Annotated in this window: 19 protein-coding genes; 11 read left to right on the top strand and 8 right to left on the bottom strand. The window is 71.6% G+C overall.

What is annotated here, in order from left to right; all coding sequences use genetic code 11:
* The first annotated feature begins 3 nt into the window (after positions 1-3).
* The 8 genes from AC07RV_RS27070 to AC07RV_RS27035 are packed head-to-tail and all read left to right on the top strand — an operon-like array spanning position 4 to position 7,175.
* Positions 4-411, top strand: coding sequence for a 5-carboxymethyl-2-hydroxymuconate Delta-isomerase (locus AC07RV_RS27070; protein ID WP_296774564.1), 408 nt, complete (start codon positions 4-6; stop codon positions 409-411).
* Between the two features lie 17 nt (positions 412-428).
* On the top strand, positions 429-1,232 hold the full coding sequence (gene hpaH / locus AC07RV_RS27065) for a 2-oxo-hept-4-ene-1,7-dioate hydratase (RefSeq protein WP_203203728.1): 804 nt from the start codon (positions 429-431) through the stop codon (positions 1,230-1,232).
* 17 nt (positions 1,233-1,249) lie between these two features.
* Positions 1,250-2,080, top strand: a complete 831-nt coding sequence (hpaI, locus tag AC07RV_RS27060; RefSeq protein ID WP_296774562.1) for a 4-hydroxy-2-oxoheptanedioate aldolase — start codon at positions 1,250-1,252, stop codon at positions 2,078-2,080.
* Positions 2,081-2,099: 19 nt separating this feature from the next.
* A complete protein-coding gene (locus tag AC07RV_RS27055; protein WP_296774560.1) occupies positions 2,100-2,564 on the top strand; it encodes a nuclear transport factor 2 family protein in 465 nt (154 codons plus the stop codon).
* A gap of 37 nt (positions 2,565-2,601) precedes the next feature.
* Positions 2,602-4,338 (top strand): dihydroxy-acid dehydratase, encoded by a 1,737-nt coding sequence (gene ilvD, locus AC07RV_RS27050; RefSeq protein WP_296774558.1) that lies wholly within the window; start codon positions 2,602-2,604, stop codon positions 4,336-4,338.
* 34 nt (positions 4,339-4,372) lie between these two features.
* The gene (locus tag AC07RV_RS27045; protein ID WP_208510155.1) at positions 4,373-5,362 is read left to right on the top strand and encodes a Bug family tripartite tricarboxylate transporter substrate binding protein; all 990 of its coding nucleotides are present in this window, start codon (positions 4,373-4,375) and stop codon (positions 5,360-5,362) included.
* An 18-nt stretch (positions 5,363-5,380) separates the two neighbouring features.
* Positions 5,381-6,181: a class II aldolase/adducin family protein gene (locus tag AC07RV_RS27040; protein ID WP_093343968.1), complete on the top strand. Its 801-nt coding sequence runs from the start codon at positions 5,381-5,383 to the stop codon at positions 6,179-6,181.
* 16 nt (positions 6,182-6,197) lie between these two features.
* Positions 6,198-7,175, top strand: a complete 978-nt coding sequence (locus tag AC07RV_RS27035; protein ID WP_296774555.1) for a 2-dehydropantoate 2-reductase — start codon at positions 6,198-6,200, stop codon at positions 7,173-7,175.
* A 12-nt stretch (positions 7,176-7,187) separates the two neighbouring features.
* Here AC07RV_RS27035 and AC07RV_RS27030 read toward each other — a convergent pair whose 3' ends face one another.
* Together AC07RV_RS27030 and AC07RV_RS27025 are read right to left on the bottom strand one after the other, a co-directional pair.
* Positions 7,188-7,892, bottom strand: a complete 705-nt coding sequence (locus tag AC07RV_RS27030; protein WP_296774553.1) for an alpha/beta hydrolase — start codon at positions 7,890-7,892, stop codon at positions 7,188-7,190.
* 29 nt (positions 7,893-7,921) lie between these two features.
* The gene (locus tag AC07RV_RS27025) at positions 7,922-8,863 is read right to left on the bottom strand and encodes a DMT family transporter (RefSeq protein ID WP_296774552.1); all 942 of its coding nucleotides are present in this window, start codon (positions 8,861-8,863) and stop codon (positions 7,922-7,924) included.
* A gap of 112 nt (positions 8,864-8,975) precedes the next feature.
* Here AC07RV_RS27025 and AC07RV_RS27020 point away from each other — a divergent pair, with 112 nt between their 5' ends.
* A complete protein-coding gene (locus AC07RV_RS27020; protein WP_296774550.1) occupies positions 8,976-9,896 on the top strand; it encodes a LysR family transcriptional regulator in 921 nt (306 codons plus the stop codon).
* A 3-nt stretch (positions 9,897-9,899) separates the two neighbouring features.
* Here AC07RV_RS27020 and AC07RV_RS27015 read toward each other — a convergent pair whose 3' ends face one another.
* The 6 genes from AC07RV_RS27015 to alr all read right to left on the bottom strand — a co-directional run bounded on the left by AC07RV_RS27015 (position 9,900) and on the right by alr (position 16,720).
* On the bottom strand, positions 9,900-10,895 hold the full coding sequence (locus AC07RV_RS27015; RefSeq protein ID WP_296774548.1) for a tripartite tricarboxylate transporter substrate binding protein: 996 nt from the start codon (positions 10,893-10,895) through the stop codon (positions 9,900-9,902).
* A gap of 34 nt (positions 10,896-10,929) precedes the next feature.
* Positions 10,930-12,138 carry an acyl-CoA dehydrogenase family protein gene (locus AC07RV_RS27010; RefSeq protein WP_296774546.1) on the bottom strand — a complete coding sequence of 403 codons (1,209 nt, stop codon included), beginning with the start codon at positions 12,136-12,138 and terminating at the stop codon, positions 10,930-10,932.
* A 14-nt stretch (positions 12,139-12,152) separates the two neighbouring features.
* Positions 12,153-13,727: an AMP-binding protein gene (locus AC07RV_RS27005; protein ID WP_444814051.1), complete on the bottom strand. Its 1,575-nt coding sequence runs from the start codon at positions 13,725-13,727 to the stop codon at positions 12,153-12,155.
* Positions 13,728-13,868: 141 nt separating this feature from the next.
* Positions 13,869-14,861 carry a LysR family transcriptional regulator gene (locus AC07RV_RS27000; protein WP_296774543.1) on the bottom strand — a complete coding sequence of 331 codons (993 nt, stop codon included), beginning with the start codon at positions 14,859-14,861 and terminating at the stop codon, positions 13,869-13,871.
* A 15-nt stretch (positions 14,862-14,876) separates the two neighbouring features.
* The gene (locus AC07RV_RS26995; protein ID WP_296774541.1) at positions 14,877-15,614 is read right to left on the bottom strand and encodes a hypothetical protein; all 738 of its coding nucleotides are present in this window, start codon (positions 15,612-15,614) and stop codon (positions 14,877-14,879) included.
* Positions 15,611-16,720 carry an alanine racemase gene (gene alr, locus AC07RV_RS26990; protein ID WP_296774539.1) on the bottom strand — a complete coding sequence of 370 codons (1,110 nt, stop codon included), beginning with the start codon at positions 16,718-16,720 and terminating at the stop codon, positions 15,611-15,613. The genes AC07RV_RS26995 and alr overlap by 4 nt, the downstream gene beginning before the upstream one ends.
* Positions 16,721-16,898: 178 nt before the next feature.
* Between alr and lplT the strand changes: the two genes are divergently transcribed.
* Positions 16,899-18,203, top strand: coding sequence for a lysophospholipid transporter LplT (gene lplT, locus AC07RV_RS26985; protein WP_093343952.1), 1,305 nt, complete (start codon positions 16,899-16,901; stop codon positions 18,201-18,203).
* Between the two features lie 127 nt (positions 18,204-18,330).
* Positions 18,331-19,221: a DMT family transporter gene (locus tag AC07RV_RS26980; RefSeq protein WP_208509047.1), complete on the top strand. Its 891-nt coding sequence runs from the start codon at positions 18,331-18,333 to the stop codon at positions 19,219-19,221.
* Position 19,222 lies beyond the last annotated feature (1 nt).

The raw sequence follows: 19,222 nt of genomic DNA, 5'->3' as shown, positions 1-19,222 counted from the left end.
ACCATGCCGCACCTGGTGATCCTCTACACGCCCAACATCGAGGTCGAGACCGACATGTCGGCGCTGTGCCGCACGCTGGCCGACACCATGCTCGAACAGCGCGACGAGGCCGGCAAGCCGGTGTTCCCGACCGGCGGCACGCGCGTGCTGGCCTACCCGGCCGCGCACTACGCGGTGGCCGACGGCCAGGCCGACTACGCCTTCGTCTACCTCAACCTGCGCATGGCCGCGGGCCGCTCCGAGGCCGTGAAGAAGAAGGCCGGCGACGCGCTGCTGGCCAGGGTGCGAAGCCACTTCGAGCCCGTCTTCTCGCAACGCCACATCGGCATCACGCTGCAGATCGACGAGAGCCCCGGCCAGGTCTACGACGGCAAGCACAGCAACCTGCATCCCCTGTTCAACAAGAGCTGACCCCCACACACACCGCCATGCTTTCTTCCGACACCATCGCCCGGCTCGCGGCCGAACTGCACGAGAGCGAACGCTCGCGCGTGCAGGTCGAGCATTTCTCCAAGCGCTTTCCCGAGATGACCATCGAGGACGGCTATGCGATCTCGCGCGCATGGGTCAAGCAGAAGATCGCCGAGGGCCGCGTGGCCAAGGGCCACAAGATCGGCCTGACCTCGCGCGCGATGCAGCAGTCGAGCCAGATCACCGAGCCCGACTACGGCACGCTGCTCGACGACATGTTCTTCGAGCAGGGCTCCGACATTCCGTTCGCGCGCTTCATCGCGCCGCGCATCGAGGTCGAGTTGGCCTTCATCCTCGGCAAGCCGCTCAAGGGCCCGGGCGTGACCATCTTCGACGTGCTCGCGGCCACCGACTACGTGGTGCCGGCGATCGAGATCATCGACGCGCGCATCGAGCAGTTCGACCGCCACACCAAGGCGCCGCGCAAGGTCTTCGACACCATCGCCGACAACGCGGCCAATGCCGGCATCGTGATCGGCGGGCGGCCGGTCAAGCCCGATGCGGTCGACCTGCGCTGGGTCAGCGCGCTGCTCTACAAGAACGGCGTGATCGAGGAATCGGGCGTGGCCGCGGCCGTGCTCAACCATCCGGCCACCGGCGTGGCCTGGCTCGCGAACAAGCTCGCGCCCTGGGACGAGCACCTGGAAGCCGGCGAGGTCGTGCTCGGCGGCTCGTTCACGCGCCCGACCACCGCGCTGCCCGGCGACACCTTCCATGCCGACTACGGCCCGCTGGGCGCCGTGTCGTTCCGCCTCGTCTGACCTCTTCGGAATACCTCATGCAAACCCCCATCAACCTGTTCAAGAAGGCCATGGCCGAGAAGCGCGCCCAGATCGGCCTGTGGGTCGGCCTGGCCGATGGCTACGCGGCCGAGATCCTGGCCGGCACCGGCTACGACTGGCTGCTGGTCGACGGCGAGCACGCGCCCAACGACGTGCGCTCGGTGCTCGCGCAGCTGCAGGGCATCTCGAGCGCCTGGTCGGCGCTGCCCGAGGGCGCGACCCGGCCGCAGCCGATCGTGCGCGTGCCCGTGGGCGACACCACGCTGCTCAAGCAGTACCTCGACATCGGCGCGCAGACGCTGCTGGTGCCGATGGTCGACACCGCCGAACAGGCCGCGCGCATGGTGCAGGGCATGCGCTATCCGCCCGAGGGCATCCGCGGCATGGGCAGCGCGCTCGCGCGGGCCTCGCGCTGGCAGGCCTATCCGAACTACCTGCACGAGGCCAATGCCCAGACCTGCCTGCTGGTGCAGGCCGAGACGGTGGAGGCGATGAAGAACCTCGACGCGATCGCGGCCACGCCCGGCGTGGACGGCGTGTTCATCGGCCCGGCCGACCTGTCGGCCTCGATGGGCTTCGTCGGCCAGCCCAACCATCCCGAGGTGCAGGCGGTGATCGCCGACGCGGTCGCGCGCATCCAGAAGGCTGACAAGGCCGCGGGCATCCTCTCGACCACCGAGGAGCAGGCACGCAAGTGGCTCGCGGCCGGCGCCACCTTCGTGGCCGTGGGGGTGGACACCATCGTGCTGGCCGCGGCCGCGCGCCAGCTCGCCGCCAAGTTCAGGAACGGCGCCGCCCCGGCCGCGCCCGCTCCCAGCAGCTACTGAAGCAACGACAGGAGTCCGCATGCGCCGCCTCGCCCTCAAGTTCTTCGCCGCCGCCGCCGTGCTGGGCCTCGCGGCCTGCGCCCAACTCCCCGCCACCGGCCCCGGCGCCCAGCAGGAAGCCAACCGCCAGGCCGTGCTGGCCTTCTACGAGAAGGGCCTGAACCAGAAGGACGCCGAGGCCGCGCTCCAGTACGTGGGCAACCGCTACGTGCAGCACAACCCGACCGCGGCCGACGGCCCCGAGGGCTTCCGCAAGTTCATCGCCTTCCTGCGCGAGAAATTCCCGAACTCGAAGAGCGAGATCAAGCGCAGCTTCGCCGAGGGCGACTACGTGATCCTGCACGTGCACGCGGTGCGCGAGCCCGGCACGCGCGGCAATGCGATCGTCGACATCTTCAAGCTCGAGAACGGCAAGATCGTCGAGCACTGGGACGTGATCCAGCCGGTGCCCGAGACCGCCGCCAACAGCAACGGCATGTTCTGACCCTTTTCCCCCACCCGAGCCAGCCCGCCGCCAGCCGATGACCACGCCCACCGATCCCAAGCCGCCGCGCTTCCGTTCCGCCACCATCCGCGAGGGCACGATCCGCGCGACCACGCGCAGCTTCCTGCATGCGCTGGGCCAGGACGACGAGGACATCGAGCGCCCGCACGTCGGCGTGTTCCACACCGGCGGCGAGATGAGCCCGTGCAACCTGAACCTGCGCGAGCAGGCGCAGCACGCCAAGACCGGCATCTACGCGGGCGGCGGCACGCCGCACGAATGCCCGCTGGTGTCGGTCAGCGACGGGCTGACCATGGCGCACTCGGGCATGCGCTTCTCGCTGATCTCGCGCGAGCTGATCGCCGACAGCGTCGAGGCCTCGGTGCGCGGCCACCAGTGGGACGGCATCTTCGCGATCGGCGCCTGCGACAAGAACCTGCCGGGGCTGATGATGGGCATGGTGCGCTGCAACGTGCCGAGCGTGTTCGTGCACGGCGGCTCGGCGCTGCCGGGTCAGATGCCCGGGCCCGACGGGCGCGACCTCAACGTGGTCGACACCTACGAGACCATCGGCAAGGTGCTGGCCGGCACGGCCACGCACGACGAGCTCGACGCCATGAGCCGCGCCTGCCTGCCCACGGCCGGCGCCTGCGCGGGCCAGTTCACGGCCAACACCATGGGCATGGTGTCGGAGGCGCTGGGCCTCGCGCCGATCGGCTCGAGCATGGTGCCGGCCGTGTTCAGCGAGCGCGCGCCGCTGATGCGCCGCGCCGCGAAGACGCTGATGAAGGCGGTGATGGGCGACAGCCCGCTGCCGCGCGACATCGTCACGCGCAAGGCGCTCGAGAACGCCTGCGCCGTGGTCTCGGCCACCGGCGGCTCGACCAATGCCGCGCTGCACCTGCCGGCGATCGCGCACGAGGCCGGCATCCGCTTCCACCTCGACGACGTGGCCGAGGTGTTCGCGCGCACGCCGCTCATCGCCGACCTGCGCCCGGGCGGGCGCTACCTCGCGCGCGACGTGTTCTACATCGGCGGCGCCGGCGTGATCCTGCGCACGCTGCTCGAGCAGGGCTTCCTGCACGGCGACGTGCTCACCTTCACCGGCCGCACCATGGCCGAGGAACTGGCCGACGCCCTGGCGCCCGACGGCCGCGTGGTGCGCGAGGCCGGCAACCCGATCACGCGCGACGGCGGGCTGGCGGTGCTCAGGGGCAACCTCTGCCCCGACGGCGCGCTGCTCAAGACCGCCGGCCTGCAGACGCTGGTGCACCGCGGCCCGGCGCGCGTGTTCGATTCGGAGGAACAGGCGCAGACGGCGGTGCAGAACCGGCTGTACGAGGCGGGCGACGTGATCGTGATCCGCAACGAGGGCCCGAAGGGCAGCCCCGGCATGCGCGAGATGCTGGGCATCACCGCCCTGCTCTACGGCCAGGGCATGGGCGACAAGGTGGCGCTGCTGACCGACGGGCGCTTCTCGGGCGCCACGCGCGGCCTGTGCATCGGCTATGCCGGGCCCGAGGCGGCCGACGGCGGTCCGATCGCGGCGCTGCGCGACGGCGACCCGATCGCGATCGACGCGCGCGCGGCGGCGCGCACCATTTCGGTGGAACTGACGGACGAGGAGATCGCGCGGCGCCTCGCCGGACGTGAGGTAAACGCGGGGGTGCCGCGCGGTGGCTTGCTGGAAAAATACGCGCTCACCGTGCGCCCGGCCCACCAGGGCGCGGTGACCCATTCGGGCGCGGTCACCTGGCTGCGCGACGAGTCCTGACCCCCAACCACCGTTACCCGGAGACAGAACCATCATGAGCTTCACCCGCCGCCAGCTGCTGCAGTCCACCGGCGCCTCCGCGCTGCTTGCCGGCATCGGCCAACGGGCCTTCGCGCAGGCCGGCATCGAGACCGCGACCATCGTCACCGGCTTCGCGGCCGGCGGCACCTCGGACACCATCTGCCGCCGGGTCGCGACCAAGCTGAGCCCCGACTACGCGCGCGCGGCCGTGGTGGAGAACCGCACCGGCGCGGGCGGCCAGATCGCGGTCGGCTACGTCAAGGGCCGCCCGGCCGACGGCACCACGATCCTGCAGACGCCGACCTCGATCCTCACGATCTACCCGCACATCTACAAGAAGCTGCCGTACGACCCGATGGTCGACCTCACGCCCGTGACCATCGGCTGCATCTTCGACTTCGGCTTCGCGGTCGGCCCGGCCGTGCCGGCCAGCGTGAAGACCGTGCCCGAATTCCTGGCCTGGGCCAAGGCCAACCCGGCCGGCGCCAACTACGGCTCGCCGGCCGCCGGCTCCACGCCGCACTTCATCGGCGCGCTGCTCGGCAAGAAGGGCGGCGTCGAGCTCAAGCACGCGGCCTACCGCGGCACGCAGCCGGCCATGCTCGACCTGCTGGGCGGCAACATCTCGGCGGTGTCGGGCCCGATCGGCGACATCACGCAGCACCTGCCCACGGGCAAGGTGCGCATCCTCGGCGTCTCGGGCGCCAAGCGCAGCCGCTTCGCGCCCGACGTGCCGACCTTCGGCGAGCAGGGCATCCAGGACATGGCGCACAGCGAGTGGTTCGCCTTCTTCCTGCCGGCCAAGGCCTCGCCCGAGCTGGTCGCGAGGCTCAACGCCTCGATGAAGAACGCGCTGGCGCAGAAGGACGTGGTCGACGGCCTCGGCACCTTCGGCCTGGAAGCCATGTCGTCCACGCCCGCCGAGCTGACCGAACTGTTGAAGAAAGACACCGCCAAGTGGGCGCCGATCGTCAAGGAAGTCGGCTTCACCGCGGAAGGCTAACCCCATGAAGGAACTGCAATGACCTCTCTCGCCACCACCACGCCGTCGTCCGCGTCGGCCCTGGTCCATCCCTCGATCCATCCCGACGAGCGCGCCGCGCGCGAGGAGCTCGCGGCCTGCTACCGCATCTTCGCGATGCTGGGCTGGACCGAGATGATCTACAACCACATCACGGTGCGGCTGCCCGACAGCGTGACCGGTGGCGAGAAGCAGTTCCTGATCAATCCCTTCGGCCTGCACTACAGCGAGGTGACGGCCAGCAACCTGGTGAAGATCGACCTGCAGGGCCGCGTGCTCGACGGCTCGACCTTCCCGGTCAACCCGGCCGGCTTCACGGTGCATGCCGCGATCCACGACGGCCTCGAGGGCGCGCACTGCGTGATGCACACGCACACCACCGCGGGCGTGGCCGTGGCCTGCCTGCAGGGCGGCCTGCAGCAGACCAACTTCTATACCGCGCAGCTGCACGGCATGGTGGCCTACCACGAGTTCGAGGGCATCACCATCCACGCCGACGAGGGCCCGCGCCTGCTGCAGAGCATCGGCGACCGCAACGCCGTGATCCTGCGCAACCACGGCCTGCTGGCCTGGGGCCAGACCCTGCCGCAGACCTTCGCGATCCTCTGGACGCTGCAGCGCGCCTGCGAGATCCAGATGGCGACCTTCTCGATGGGCGCCGCGATCCCCGTGAGCGAGGAGATCGCGCGCCGCTGCACGCGCGACGCGCTGCAGTTCAGCCCCGCGCACGGCGCCGGCCAGGACGTGTTCAATGCCCTGGTGCGCCAGGTCGACCGCATCGATCCTTCCTACCGCGCCTGACCGCTACGATCCGACCATGAAGATCTGCATTTACGGCGCCGGCGCGATCGGCGGATGGATCGGCGTCGGCCTCGCGCAAGCGGGCCAGCGCCTCAACGTGGTGGCGCGCGGCGCCACGCTCGAAGCGCTGCAGCGCGACGGCCTCTCGCTGATGCGCGGCGACGTGCGCACGCGCGTGCCGGTCAACGCGGTGGCCGACCCGGAAGAACTCGGCGTGCAGGACCTGGTGGTGATCGCCGTCAAGGCGCCGGCGCTGGCCGGCGTGGCCGAGCGCATCGCGCCGCTGATCGGTGCCGACACCCTGGTGCTTACCGCAATGAACGGCGTGCCCTGGTGGTTCCTCGAGGGCGGCTTCGGCGGCCCCATCGCTGGCCACCGCCTGGGTGCGGTCGACCCCGACGGCGCGATCGCGAATGCCATTCCCGCGGCCAACGTGATCGGCGGCGTGGTGCACTGCAGCTGCTCGCTCGACGCGCCCGGCGTGGTGCGGCACCACTTCGGCAACGGCCTGATCGTGGGCGAGCCCTCGGGCGAGGCCACGCCGCGCGTGAAGAAGCTGGTCGAGCTGCTGCAGGCCACGGGCATCGAGACCACGCTGTCGCCGCAGATCCAGCGCGACGTCTGGTTCAAGCTCTGGGGCAACATGACGGTGAACCCGATCAGCGCGCTGACCGGTGCCACCACCGACCTGATCATGGGCGACGACTACGTGCGCGGCTTCATCTCGGCCGTGATGCTCGAGGCCAAGGAGATCGGTCGTCGCATCGGCATCGAGATCGCGCAGAGCCCGGAAGACCGCCACGCCGTCACGCGCAAGCTCGGCGCCTTCAAGACCTCGATGCTGCAGGACGTGGAGGCCGGCCGCTCGGTCGAGCTCGACGCCCTCGTGACCGTGGTGCGCGAGCTCGGCGAACTGACCGCCGTGGCGACGCCGTTCACCGATGCGCTGCTGGGGCTGGCGCGCCTGAAGACGCGGCAGCTCGGCTTGTACTGAGCGGCGCCGGCGCTACGCCAGCGTGCGCAGCGCGGCCTCGAGCACGCGCGCGTGGTCCCGCGGATGCGCGGGCAGCCATTCGTGCAGCTTGTGGCCCGCGCCCGCGAGCCGCAGCACTTCCACGCTCTTCGCGCGCCGCGCCCGCTGCGCGTACTGCGCGAGCACCGCGGCGGGAATGACCGCGTCCTCGCCGCCGAGCACCAGCAGCAGCCGGCCCTCGAAGCGATCGAGCGCGGCGAAGGCCGGCGAGGCTGCGTAGTCCTCGTCGCGGGTCGCGCGCAGGAGGCCCTGGAAGCGCGGGCCGAAGGGCGCTCTCTCGGCCTCGGCCACGTAGGCGGCGGGGCAGAACAGCACCAGTGCCGACGGGTTCAGCACGGGGATCAGCGCACAGGCGATGTGACCGCCCATGCTGCTGGCGATCAGCGACAGCGGCCGGCCCGGCGCCACCTGCTCGGCGACGGTCCATGCCTGCGCCACGCGGTGCGCGAGGCTCGAGCCCTCGAGCTGCCCGCCGCTCTCGCCATGGCCGCAGAAGTCGAAGGAGGCGCAGGGCACGCCACCTTGCACCAGGCCGTCGAGCAGGTAGCGGATGCCGCGCCGCGAGGCCTGGACGCCGCCGCCATGCAGCGCCAGCACGCGCGGCGGCTCGCCCGCGGCATTCGGAAGGATCGAGCCCCGCAGGGTGTGGGGGCCATGGGCCACGGAGAAATCGGTCATGCGCTCCGAGGATGCCATGCCCGGCCGGCTCAGCCCCGGCGCGGCGGCAGCGTGACCCACCACGCGGCCGCGACGATCATCGCGCCGCCGATCCAGCCGCCCGGGCCGACCCGTTCGCCGAAGCCCCAGACCGCGATCAGCGCGCCGAACACCGGCTCGCTGCCCATCAGCAGCGAGACCCGGCTCGGGCTGGTGCGCGAGGCCGCATGGTTCTGCGCGAAGAAGGCGAACACGGTGCACAGCAGCACGAGGTAGGCCATGCCCCACCAGAACGAGGCCGTGGCCGGCGGCACATGCCAGGCACCGCCCGACACCGCGAGCGCCAGCGCGGCCGCGCCCAGCGCCATGGTGCCCGCCTGCACCGCGGTCAGCGTGAGCGCCGGCAGTGCATGGCGGCCCGCGAGGCGGCGCGTCAGGCAGACCATGAGGGCGCGCAGCACGGCGGCCGCGACCATCAGCGCATCGCCCCAGCCCAGGCCGGCCGAACTGGCCGAGGCATGCGCGCTCAGCGACAGCAGCGCGGCGCCCGCGAGCGAGATCGCCGCAGCCGCGAACACGCGCGGCGCGGGCCGCTCGCCGAGCAGCCACCATTCGGCCAGCGGCGTGAAGGCCACGCACAGGCTGATCAGGAAGGCGGCGTTGCTCGCGCTGGTGAGCGAGACGCCGAAGGTCTCGCAGACGAAGATCGCGAGCAGGTTCGCGCCCAGCAGCCCGCCCACCGCGAGCCCCTGCCGCCACTGCGGCCCGACCAGCGGGCGCAGCGCCGGCAGCAGCACGAGGAAGGTCAGGCCGAAGCGCAGCGCGATGAATTCGAGCACCGGCAGTTGCAGCGTGGCCTGCTTGGCGACCGCATAGCTGCCGCCCCAGACCGCCGCCACCAGCAGCAGCATGAGTTCGGCCATGCCGAAGCCGGGCCGGGCCGGCACGCCGCCGGGGGTGAGGGCGATGCCGCCCGCGCGCTTTGAATCCATACTCCGCCTGTTCGATGCCGATGCCCGCGCGCCATGCGCGGGGACCGAGGCGGAATTGTTCCGGGCCTCGATCGCGGCGAGTAGCCATCCGCAGGAACAGGACTGTTGCACCGTGGGACCGAATTCATTCCTCAAGGTACTGCCCGAGATGGTGGCCTTCCTGCGCGTGGCCGAGCTCGGCAGCTTCTCGGCCGCGGCCGACCTGCTGGGCATCACGCCCTCGGCCGCGAGCCGGCAGGTGAAGCGGCTCGAGAAGGAGATCGGCGTGCAGCTGCTGCAGCGCACGACGCGCCAGCTGCGCCTGACCGAGGCCGGCGCCGAGGCCTTCGAGCGCTGCCGCGAACTGGCGGCCGCGGCGCAGGACACGATGGCGCTGGCGCAGCGCTTCTCGGCCGAACCGCGCGGGCTGGTGCGGCTGAGCGCGCCCAAGGCCTTCGCGCGCCGGGTGCTGCATCCGCTGGTGCTGGACTTCCTCGCGCGCCATCCCGCGGTCGACGTGCAGCTGATCGTGGAGGACCGCGACATCGATCCGATCCGCGAGGGCGTCGACCTCGTGGTGCGGCTCACCACCGAGCCGCCCGAGGGGCTGGTGGCGCGCCGGCTGATGGCGGTGGCGCACATCCTGGTGGCCGCGCCCGCGTACCTCGAGGGCCATGCGGCCATCGCGCACCCGCGCGATCTCGCGGCCCACAGCTGCCTGTCGCTGGGCGAGCACGAGCGCGACAACCACTGGCGCTTCAGCCGCCCCGGCGAGGACGACGTGGAGGTGACGGTGCAGGGCCGCTACATCGCCAACCACAGCGAGATGCGCATGGAGGCCGCGACGGCCGGCCTGGGCGTGGCCTGCGTGCCGGCCTTCTCGGCGCAGCAGGCACTGGGCGAGGGCCGCGTGGCGCGCGTGCTCGGCGACTGGGAGTTCCGCGGCAACTACCACGGCCATGCGTGGATCCTCTATCCGCCGAACCGCTTCACCGTGCCCAAGTGCCGGGTGCTGATCGACCACCTCGTGGCGCACCTCGGCACCGAGGGCTGAGCCTCACTGCGGCTGCAGCCCCGCCTGCTTCATCATCGTCTCGGTCAGCGCCATCTCCTGCGTGAAGCCGTGCGTGTACTCGCGCGCGCCCTGCGGGCTGGCCAGGCCGCCGTTCTCGGCCAGCGTGGCCTGCACCGCGGGCTGCGCGAGCGCCTTCTCGAAGGCCGCGCGGATGCGCTCGGCGATCGCGTCGGGCGTGCCGGCCGGCACCGAGATGCCGCCCCAGGAGGTCAGCTCGACGCCCTTCACGCCGAGCTCGGCCAGCGTGGGCACCTCGGGCAGTGTGGGGTTGCGGCGCGCGCCCGCGATCGCGAGCGCCTTGAGCCTGCCGGCCTGGATCTGCGGCGCGGCCACCGACAGGATCGGCGTGCCGAACACCACCTGCTGGCCAAGGATCGCGTTGACCAGTTCCGAGGCGCCCTTGTAGGGCACGTGCGTGGCCTGCGCGCCGAGCGCGTTCAGCAGCAGCTCCACGCCGAGGTGCGAGGGCGTGCCGACGCCGCCCGAGGCGTAGTCGAGCTTGCCGGGGTTCGCGCGCGCCTTCGCGGCCAGCTCGGCCAGGCTCGCGATGCCGGCGTTGGCGTTCACCACCAGCACGATGTCGGAGGTGGTGAGCCGCATGAGGTGGCGGAAGTCCTTGAGCGCGTCGTAGCCGGGGCTGCGGTACATGCGCATGTTGGCGGCCATCGGCGCGGCCGAGTAGATCCAGGTGTAGCCGTCGGCCGGCGCGCGCGCCACCAGCCGCGCGCCGATATTGCCGCCCGCGCCGCCCTTGTTCTCGATCACCACCGGCTGGCCCAGCAGCGGGCCCACGGCCTCGGCCAGCACGCGCGCCGTGATGTCGGGACCGGTGCCCGCGAGGTAGGGCACGACCCACTTGATCGGGCGCTCGGGCCAGGGCGCGGCGGCCGCGCGGGCACGCGAGGCGGCCGGCAGCGCGAAGGCGGCCAACGCGGCGGAAGCGGTGCCGAGGAAGCGGCGGCGGTCCGTGAAGCACATGGGGTTGTCTCCTTGTCGTTCTTGGTTGATGCGTTCAGCCCGGAAGCTCGCCGAGCAGCTCGCGCGCGATGGTGTTGCGCTGGATCTCGCTGGTGCCGGTCAGCACGCGGTACATGCGCAGCATGCGGAACAGGAACTCCACGCGCCGGCCCTGCACGATGCCCTCGCCGCCATGGATCTGCACCGCGCGGTCGGCGATGCGGAAGGCCGACTCGGAGCAGAACAGCTTGGCCATCGAGGCCTCGGCGCGCGCCTCCGAGCCGGCGTCGATCTGGCGCGCGGTCGCGAGCATCAGCGCGCGCGCGGCCGCCAGCTCGGTCGCCATGTCGGCGAGCATGTGCTGGATCGCCTGGAACTGGCCGATGGCGCGGCCGAACTGGCGCCGCCGGCTCGCGTACTCGCAGGCATCGCGCAGCGCCACCGCGGCCAGCCCCACCATCGCGGGGCAGTGCAGCAGCCGGTTGACCGTGATGCGACCGAGCGCGAGCGCGAGGCCGCGGCCGGGTTCGCCGACGAGGTTCGCCACCGGGATGCGGCAGTCCTCGAGCACGATGTCGCCGGTGTGCGACTGGCCCGCCATGGTCTTGTAGCCGGCCTCCACGCGCACGCCGGGCTGCGCGAGGTCGACGAAGAAGGCGCTGACCTCGCGCTGCGCCGGGTCGCTCGCGGTGGAGGCCATCAGCACCGCGAAGTCGGCGAAGGGCGAGCCCGAGATGAAGCGCTTGCGGCCGTTGAGCACGAAGTGTTCGCCCTCGCGCACGGCGCGCGTCTGCACCGCGCCCGCGTCGGAGCCGGCCTCGGCCTCGGTCAGCGCGAAGCAGATCGCCTTCTCGGCGCGCGCTACCGGCACGATGAAGCGCTCCATGTGGTGCGGCGTGGCCTTGCGCACCAGCGCGCCCACGCGCGGCGGGCCGCTGAGCTCGCCGAGCACGTGCGGCGCCAGCGGCGAGCCGCTCGCGTAGATCGCTTCCTTCACGAGCACGTGGTCGAGCACGCTGAGGCCGAGCCCGCCCATGGCTTCGGGCAGCGTCATGCCGTAGAAGCCCAGCGCCTGCGAGCGGCGCCAGACCTGCCGCAGCAACTCGCGGCTCGCGCCGTGCTCGTGGTCGATGCCGTGCGCGCGCACCAGGTCGGCGAGCTCGCCGTGCAGGAAGTCCTCGATGCGCGCGATCAGCTCGGCCGCGCGCGCGGAACCTTCAAAGGGCCGCGCATGGGCGCCGGACGACGGGAGGGATGCGTTCATGTCCGTCCCCGCCTTCAGTTGACCATGCGGCTCTGGCCGGCCCAGTACGGCGCCTGGATCGCCTTGCGCGCGACCTTGCCGTTCGGGTTCTTCGGCAGCGCGCCCACGAACTCCACGCGGCGCGGCCGCTTGAAGCCGCCGAGCCGCTCGGCGCAGAAGGCATCGAGCGCGCCCAGGTCGAGCGCATGGCCGGGCTTGAGCACCACGTGCGCGGCCACGGCCTCGCCCCACTTGTCGTCGGGCACGGCGAACACGCAGGCATCGGCGACGGCCTCGTGCTGGTAGAGCACGGCCTCGACCTCCGAGGGATAGACGTTGAAGCCGCCGCTGATCACCATGTCCTTCTTGCGGTCGACGATGTAGACGAAGCCCTGGTCGTCGGCGCGCGCGAGATCGCCCGTGTGGTAGCGGCCGTTCTGCAGCACCTCGGCCGTGAGCTCGGGCGCGCGCCAGTAGCCGGCGAACACGTCGGGGCCGCTGACCACGATCTCGCCGATCTCGCCGCGGGCCACGGGCTGGCCCGCGTCGTCGACGATCTCCACCAGCGACTCGAGGAAGGGCCGGCCGCACGAGGCCAGCCGCTCGGGCGCGGCGGCGCGCGCGAACAGGTGGTCCTCCACGCCGAGGCCGCAGACGCCCGAGGTGGTCTCGCCCGCGCCGTAGCCCTGCGACAGCACCGGGCCGAACACGTCCATGGCGCGCAGGATGCGCGCGGGCGCCATCGGCGCGGCGCCGTAGCCCAGGCGCTGCAGGTCGGGCAGCGGGCGGTAGCGGCCCTCGAGCTCGGCCAGCAGCATGTTGATCATGGTCGGCACCATGAAGGTGTGGGTCACGCGCTCGGCCTTCATGTCGGCGAGGAAGCGGCCGGGCTCGAAGCCCGCGAACAGCCGGATGGTGGCGCCGCTGCACAGCGCGGGCACGATCTGCATGCCCGAGGCATGGGTGACCGGACCGACCAGGCCCAGCAGGTGACCTTCGCGCATGCCCTCGGAGCGCACGAGGAACTTGCGCAGCTGCGCGAGCCGGTTGCCGAAGGTCTGCATCGCGGCCTTGAGCACGCCCGAGGAGCCCGAGGTGTAGTGCAGCACGGCGAGCTCGTCGGCCTCGACGCTCGCGGCCTCGAAGGCGTCGCTGGCGCGGCCGAGCGCGCCCTCATACGAAGCGGCGTCGCCCTCGGGCACGTCGACGAACAGCAGCATGGGGCGCGCGTCGCCTTTCAGGTGCGGCAGGAAGCTTTCCGCGCGCTCGGCCGTGGTGACGATCAACGCGGCGCCGCTGTTGGCGACGATCTCGCCGACCTCGGCGGGCGAGAGCCGCGCATTGAACGGCGCCTTGACCAGCGCGGCCTTGTAGCAGGCCAGCTCGACCTCGACGATCTCGATGCAGTTCGGCAGGTAGATGCCGACGCGGTCGCCGCGCGCGAGGCCCAGCCCCAGCAGCGCGTTGGCGAGGCGGTTCGAGCGGCGGTCGAGCGCCTCGTAGCTGAGGCTGCGCGATTCGGTGCGCAGCGCGATCCGCGGGCCGTGCAGGCGCGCGCAGCGCGAAACGAGTTCGCCGACGTTGGCGACCCGGGGGGTGGTCTGGGGCAAGGGGTGTCTCCTGGGGGCAGGCATGCGTTCTTGCATGCGATGCGCCACTGTCCGCCAAAGCGCCCCGGCACGGGAAATACCGTTTGCTGATGCCGAGCCATCAATCGCATTGATGGCCTCGGTTGCAAGACCGGCGCCGCGCTATGCCTCGGGCTCGACCTCGGCGAGCAGCTCGGCCTCCCAGCGGCCCTCGGCGATCAGCCGCGCGGCCTGCCGCACGAGGGCGCGCGCCACCACCTGGGCGGCGGGATCGGGCGCGCGGTCGGCCGGCGTGGCGATGGCGTAGCTGCGCTGCAGCGCGGGCCGCACCACGCGCGCCGCGATCCAGCCTTCGCCCGCGGGCGGGTTGTCCGACAGCGCGCAGGCCGGCGTAAAGGTGAAGCCGGCGCCGCAGACATAGAGCGAGCGGATCACGCGCGCCGAGTCGTGCTCGTGCGCGAGGTTGAGCGCCACGCCGAGCGTGGCCGCGGCCTCCTCCACGCGCTGGCGGATCGCGAAGCGGCGCGACTGCAGCACCAGGGGCAGTCGGGCCGCGTCGGCGAAGTCGATCTCGGGCCGCGGCGCGAGCCGGGCCTTGCCGCGCCGGCCGGCGCGCAGGCGCGGCGCCACGCTGCCGTCGCGGTCGAAGCCGCAGGCGAAGATGGCCTCGCGCGCGAGCGGGCGGCAGGCCAGGCCCTCGACCTGCGGCGTGTCGACCAGGATGCCGACGTCGGCGCGGCGGTCGAGCATGGCCTTCTTCACCATCAGGCTCAGGTCGTCGAGCACGAACACGCGGATGCGCGGATGCGAGGCCTTGAGTTCGGCCAGCACCGGCCCGAGCAGCAGCGAGGCCAGCAGGAAGGGCACGGCCACCGTGACCGAGCCCTCGGGCCCCTGCGGCAGGCGCTGGATGCGCTCGCGCACCGCGTCGGCATCGGACAGCAGGCGCCGCGCGTCCTCGTAGAGCTGCAGGCCCGCGGGCGTGGGCGTGACGCCCGCGTGCGAGCGATCGAACAGCTGCGCGCCGAGCTCGGCCTCGAGCTTCTTGATCTGCGCCGTGAGCGCCGGCTGCGCGATGTAGAGCGTGCCCGCGGCGCGCGAGAGGCTGCCGGCCTCGAGCACGGCGATGAAGTAGCGCAGGGTGCGCAGGTCCACGGTGCGGGCCTCGCCTCAGCGCCCGAGCAGCATGCGCACCGCCTCGGGCAGGCTGCGCGCCTCGGGCAGGAAATGGTCGAGGGTGGCGCCGAGGATCACGGCGCAGGCGACCGCGCCCAGCAGCGGCTTCCAGGTCAGCCGCACCGCGGCCAGGAGCCAGCCCTCGCGCGCCACGCGCACCGCGGCGCGCGCCGAGACATACGAGAACGCCACCTCGATCGCCACGGCCAGCAGCGCGTCCCAGCTGAAATACAGCAGCACCAGCGAGCCGGCGCCGAGCACGACCGCGATGCAGACCAGGAAGATCGCGACCACCGGCACGACCACCACGGCGCCCTCGTCGGCACCGCCGGCGACCTCGAGCGCGCCGCTGGCGGCATCGGACAGCAGGCCGCCGTCGGCCCTGGCACCCGAGCGCGCGAGCGCGCTGCCCGCGTCGAAGGCCAGCTCGCCGGCATCGGCCGCGTCGACCGCGTCACCGAGGTCGGCGCGCCCCTCCACCAGCCGCTGCGCCCACCAGCGCAGCACCAGCAGGTAGCCGAGGTAGCCCACGCCCAGGGTCATGAAGTAGCGCACCGCGAGCGACTGCACGCCCAGCAGGTGCATCTGCAGCGCCGAGGCGCCCCACATCAGCAGCAGCGTGAAGCTGCCGATCAGGATGCCGTGCGTGCGCAGGCTGTGGTGGCGGTGCAGGTCGCGCTCGACCTGCGTCTCCCAAAGGCGCACCGAGCGCCAGTTGGAGAGGACCTTCATCGGTCGTGGTCGACGGTCTCGGGTGCGAAGGGCACGCGCTGGGCCACCGCGCACATCAGCTCGTAGCCCACGGTGCCCGCGGCCCGCGCCACCTCGTCGATGGGCAGCACCGCATCGTTGACGGCCGAGCGGCCCCACAGCGTGACCTCGGTGCCGAACTGCGCGTCGGGCACGGGCGTGAGGTCGACCGTGATCATGTCCATGCTGACGCGCCCGACCATGCGCGTGCGCACGCCGTTGACCAGCACCGGGGTGCCGGTGTCGCAGTGGCGCGGATAGCCGTCGGCATAGCCGACCGCCGCGATGCCGATGTGGAGCGGCGCATCGGCCGTGAAGCGCGAGCCGTAGCCGATGGTGTCGCCCGGCTGCAGGGTCTGCACGCCGATCAGCCTGGTCGACAGCGTCATGGTGGGCTGCAGCTGCCAATGGGCGGCATCGTTGGCCGGGAAGTCGGGCGCGCTGCCGTACAGCACGATGCCGGGGCGCACCCAGTCGGCGCGCGTGCTGTCGGCATGGCGCAGGGTGGCGGCGCTGTTGGCGATCGAACGCTCGCCGGGCAGGTCGCGCGCGGCGCGCTCGAAGGCCTCGACCTGGTGCGCGATGCCGCGCTCGCCGTCGGCGTCGCTGAAGTGGGTCATCAGCGAGATCTCGTCGACCTGGGTCAGCGCGTTGAGGCGGGTCCAGGCGGCCGCGAAGCGCTCCGGCGTGAAGCCCAGGCGGTTCATGCCCGAGTTCATCTTGAGGAATACGCGGTGCGGCTGCAGGGTCTTGTGGGCCGCGAGCATGTCGATCTGCTCGTCGCAATGCACCGTGTGCCAGAGGTCGAGCCGCGAGCACAGCTCGAGGTCGCGCGCCTCGAACACGCCCTCGAGCAGCAGCACCGGGCCGCGCCAGCCCAGCGCGCGCACGCGCTGCGCCTCGGCCAGGTCGAGCAGCGCGAAGCCGTCGGCGCCGCGCAGCCCCTCGTAGACGCGCTCGATGCCGTGGCCGTAGGCATTGGCCTTGACCACCGCCCAGACGCGGGAATCGAGCGCATTGCGGCGCACGCGCTCGAGGTTGTGGCGCAAGGCAGCGGTGTGAACCGTGGCGAGAATGGGGCGGGGCATGGCGAAGGGTCTTTGAAAACGATTTGCAGACCACGTTTTAGCATCTTCGGGAATGGGGTCGAATACGCAGAAGCTGCCTGCAGGGCCTGTCGTACCCCCATGCTATAACCGCCCACTCGCCTTCCACGCGACACTTTTTCACTACTGCCAGCGCCCCCCCTGGCCAGCCAGCCCATCGATGAAGCGCGGTTTCTACACGATCATGTCGGCCCAGTTCTTTTCGTCGCTGGCCGACCAAGCGCTCTTCGTCGTTGCGGTCGATCTCATGCGAAACGCCGGCGCGCCCGAGTGGCAGCGCGCGGCGCTGGTGCCGATCTTCGCCGTCTTCTACGTGGTGCTCGCGCCGCTGGTGGGCGCCTTCGCCGATGCGCTGCCCAAGGGGCGGGTGATGTTCGTCAGCAACGCCATCAAGGTGTTCGGCTGCCTGATGATGCTGTTCGGCTCGCACCCGCTCCTGTCCTATTCGATCGTCGGCCTGGGCGCGGCCGCCTATTCGCCGGCCAAGTACGGCATCCTCACCGAGCTGCTGCCGGCCTCGCAGCTGGTCAAGGCCAACGGCTGGATCGAGGGCCTGACGATCGCCTCGATCCTGCTGGGCATCGTGCTCGGCGGCTCGCTGGTGGGCCATGCGGTGTCGAGCAAGCTGCTGGCCTTCGACATGCCCTTCATCGACACCGGCATCGATTCGCCGGCCGAGGCCGCGCTCTCGGTGCTGATCGTGGTCTACATGGTCGCGGCCTGGTTCAACACGCGCATTCCGCACACCGGCGTCGAGATGCGGCCGATGCGCTCCAACCCCGAGCACAGCCTGGCGCGCAACCTGGTCGGCCTGCTGCCCGACTTCTGGCACTGCAACGCCCGCCTGTGGCGCGACCGCCTGGGCCAGATCTCGCTGGCCACCACCACGCTGTTCTGGGGCGCGGGCGGCAACCTCAAGTACATCGTGCTGGCCTGGGCCTCGCTGGCGCTGGGCTACAACACCACGCAGGCCTCGATCCTCACCGGCGTGGTGACCATCGGCACCGCCGTGGGCGCCATCGTGGCCTCGATGCGCATGCGGCTGGACATGGCCACCCGCGTGATCCCCATGGGCATCGCGATGGGGCTGATGGTGATCTGCATGAACTTCATCGGCAACGTGTGGCTCGCGGTGCCCTTCCTCATCATCCTGGGCGGCCTCGGCGGCTTCCTGGTGGTGCCGATGAACGCGCTGCTGCAGCACCGCGGCCACAACCTGATGGGCGCCGGCCGCTCGATCGCGGTGCAGAACTTCAACGAGCAGGCCTGCATCCTGCTGCTCGGCGGCTTCTACAGCGTGTGCACCGGCCTGGGCCTGTCGGCCTACGGCGCGATCAGCGCCTTCGGCTTCGTGGTGGCGGGCTGCATGTGGATCATCAAGCGCTGGCACGAGAACAACCTCAAGAAGTACCCCGAGGAAGTCGAGCACCTGCTCGCCATCGCCCGCAGCGACAAGCATCACTGAGCCCCCCGGCTTTTCACGCCCTTCGGTCGTGTAACTCCACCCCCCGAGGGGGAGACGCGGCCCGCCTTGGGGCGGCCCGGCGGCGGCCGCACCGAGGGACCGCTATGCTCGGCGGTTTGCCCGCCCGATGCCCGCCCTCGCCCTGATCTTCAATGCCTTCGTCTGGGGGCTGTCGTGGTTTCCGTTCCGTCACATCGAAGGCCATGGCCTGCATCCGGTGTGGACCACCTGCCTGATCTATCTCGCGATCGCCACCGTGGTGGGCCTGCTGCGCCGCGGCGCCTGGGCCGGCTTCGCGGCCCATCCGATGCTGGTGCTGCTGGGCCTCGCGGCCGGCTTCACCAACGTGGGCTTCAACTGGGCCGTGACGCAGGGCGACGTGGTGCGCGTGGTGCTGCTGTTCTACCTGATGCCGCTGTGGAGCGTGCTGCTGGGCTGGGCCGTGCTGGGCGAGCGGCCCACGGGCGGATCGCTGGCGCGCGTGGCGCTGGCGCTGGCCGGCGTGGCGGTGGTGCTCAAGACGCCGGGCACCGACTGGCCCGTGCCCTCGAGCCTGCCCGACTGGCTCGGCGTGGCGGCGGGCTTCGGCTTCGCTGTCACCAACATCGTGCTGCGCCAGCTGCGCGCGGCGCCCGGCGAATCGCGCGCGCTCGCGATGTTCTGCGGCTGCGCGGTGGTGGCGGGCACGGCCGCGCTGACCGGCACCGCGCTCGGCGCCTTCGCACCGCCGACCGCCGCCTCGCCGGGCTGGATCGGCTGGGCCGCGCTGCTGGGCTTCGGCTTCGTGATCGCCAACGTCTGCCTGCAGTACGGCGCCGCGCGGCTGGCGGCCAGCGCGACCGCGGTGATCATGCTGTCGGAGGTGCTGTTCGCGAGCGTGTCGTCGGTGGCGCTGGGCGCGGCCACGATGAACTCGCGCATCCTCGCGGGCGGCGCGCTGATCGTGGCGGCCGCGGTCTGGTCCTCGTTTGCGCGAACGCCCGCCGCGAGCGAAGATCGCGCTCCTTCGACCCCTTGAG

The organism is Variovorax sp. GW821-FHT09B01, from assembly GCF_059418345.1.
The sequence above is the reverse complement of the archived record's forward strand: the minus strand, read 5'-3'. Positions and strand labels throughout refer to the sequence as shown.

Coding starts and splice junctions, on each gene's coding strand:
- AC07RV_RS27070 (WP_296774564.1), top strand. CDS start 4: ATGCCGCACCTGGTGATCCTCTACACGCCCAACATCGAGGTCGAGACC.
- hpaH (WP_203203728.1), top strand. CDS start 429: ATGCTTTCTTCCGACACCATCGCCCGGCTCGCGGCCGAACTGCACGAG.
- hpaI (WP_296774562.1), top strand. CDS start 1,250: ATGCAAACCCCCATCAACCTGTTCAAGAAGGCCATGGCCGAGAAGCGC.
- AC07RV_RS27055 (WP_296774560.1), top strand. CDS start 2,100: ATGCGCCGCCTCGCCCTCAAGTTCTTCGCCGCCGCCGCCGTGCTGGGC.
- ilvD (WP_296774558.1), top strand. CDS start 2,602: ATGACCACGCCCACCGATCCCAAGCCGCCGCGCTTCCGTTCCGCCACC.
- AC07RV_RS27045 (WP_208510155.1), top strand. CDS start 4,373: ATGAGCTTCACCCGCCGCCAGCTGCTGCAGTCCACCGGCGCCTCCGCG.
- AC07RV_RS27040 (WP_093343968.1), top strand. CDS start 5,381: ATGACCTCTCTCGCCACCACCACGCCGTCGTCCGCGTCGGCCCTGGTC.
- AC07RV_RS27035 (WP_296774555.1), top strand. CDS start 6,198: ATGAAGATCTGCATTTACGGCGCCGGCGCGATCGGCGGATGGATCGGC.
- AC07RV_RS27030 (WP_296774553.1), bottom strand. CDS start 7,892: ATGACCGATTTCTCCGTGGCCCATGGCCCCCACACCCTGCGGGGCTCG.
- AC07RV_RS27025 (WP_296774552.1), bottom strand. CDS start 8,863: ATGGATTCAAAGCGCGCGGGCGGCATCGCCCTCACCCCCGGCGGCGTG.
- AC07RV_RS27015 (WP_296774548.1), bottom strand. CDS start 10,895: ATGTGCTTCACGGACCGCCGCCGCTTCCTCGGCACCGCTTCCGCCGCG.
- AC07RV_RS27010 (WP_296774546.1), bottom strand. CDS start 12,138: ATGAACGCATCCCTCCCGTCGTCCGGCGCCCATGCGCGGCCCTTTGAA.
- AC07RV_RS26995 (WP_296774541.1), bottom strand. CDS start 15,614: ATGAAGGTCCTCTCCAACTGGCGCTCGGTGCGCCTTTGGGAGACGCAG.
- alr (WP_296774539.1), bottom strand. CDS start 16,720: ATGCCCCGCCCCATTCTCGCCACGGTTCACACCGCTGCCTTGCGCCAC.
- lplT (WP_093343952.1), top strand. CDS start 16,899: ATGAAGCGCGGTTTCTACACGATCATGTCGGCCCAGTTCTTTTCGTCG.
- AC07RV_RS26980 (WP_208509047.1), top strand. CDS start 18,331: ATGCCCGCCCTCGCCCTGATCTTCAATGCCTTCGTCTGGGGGCTGTCG.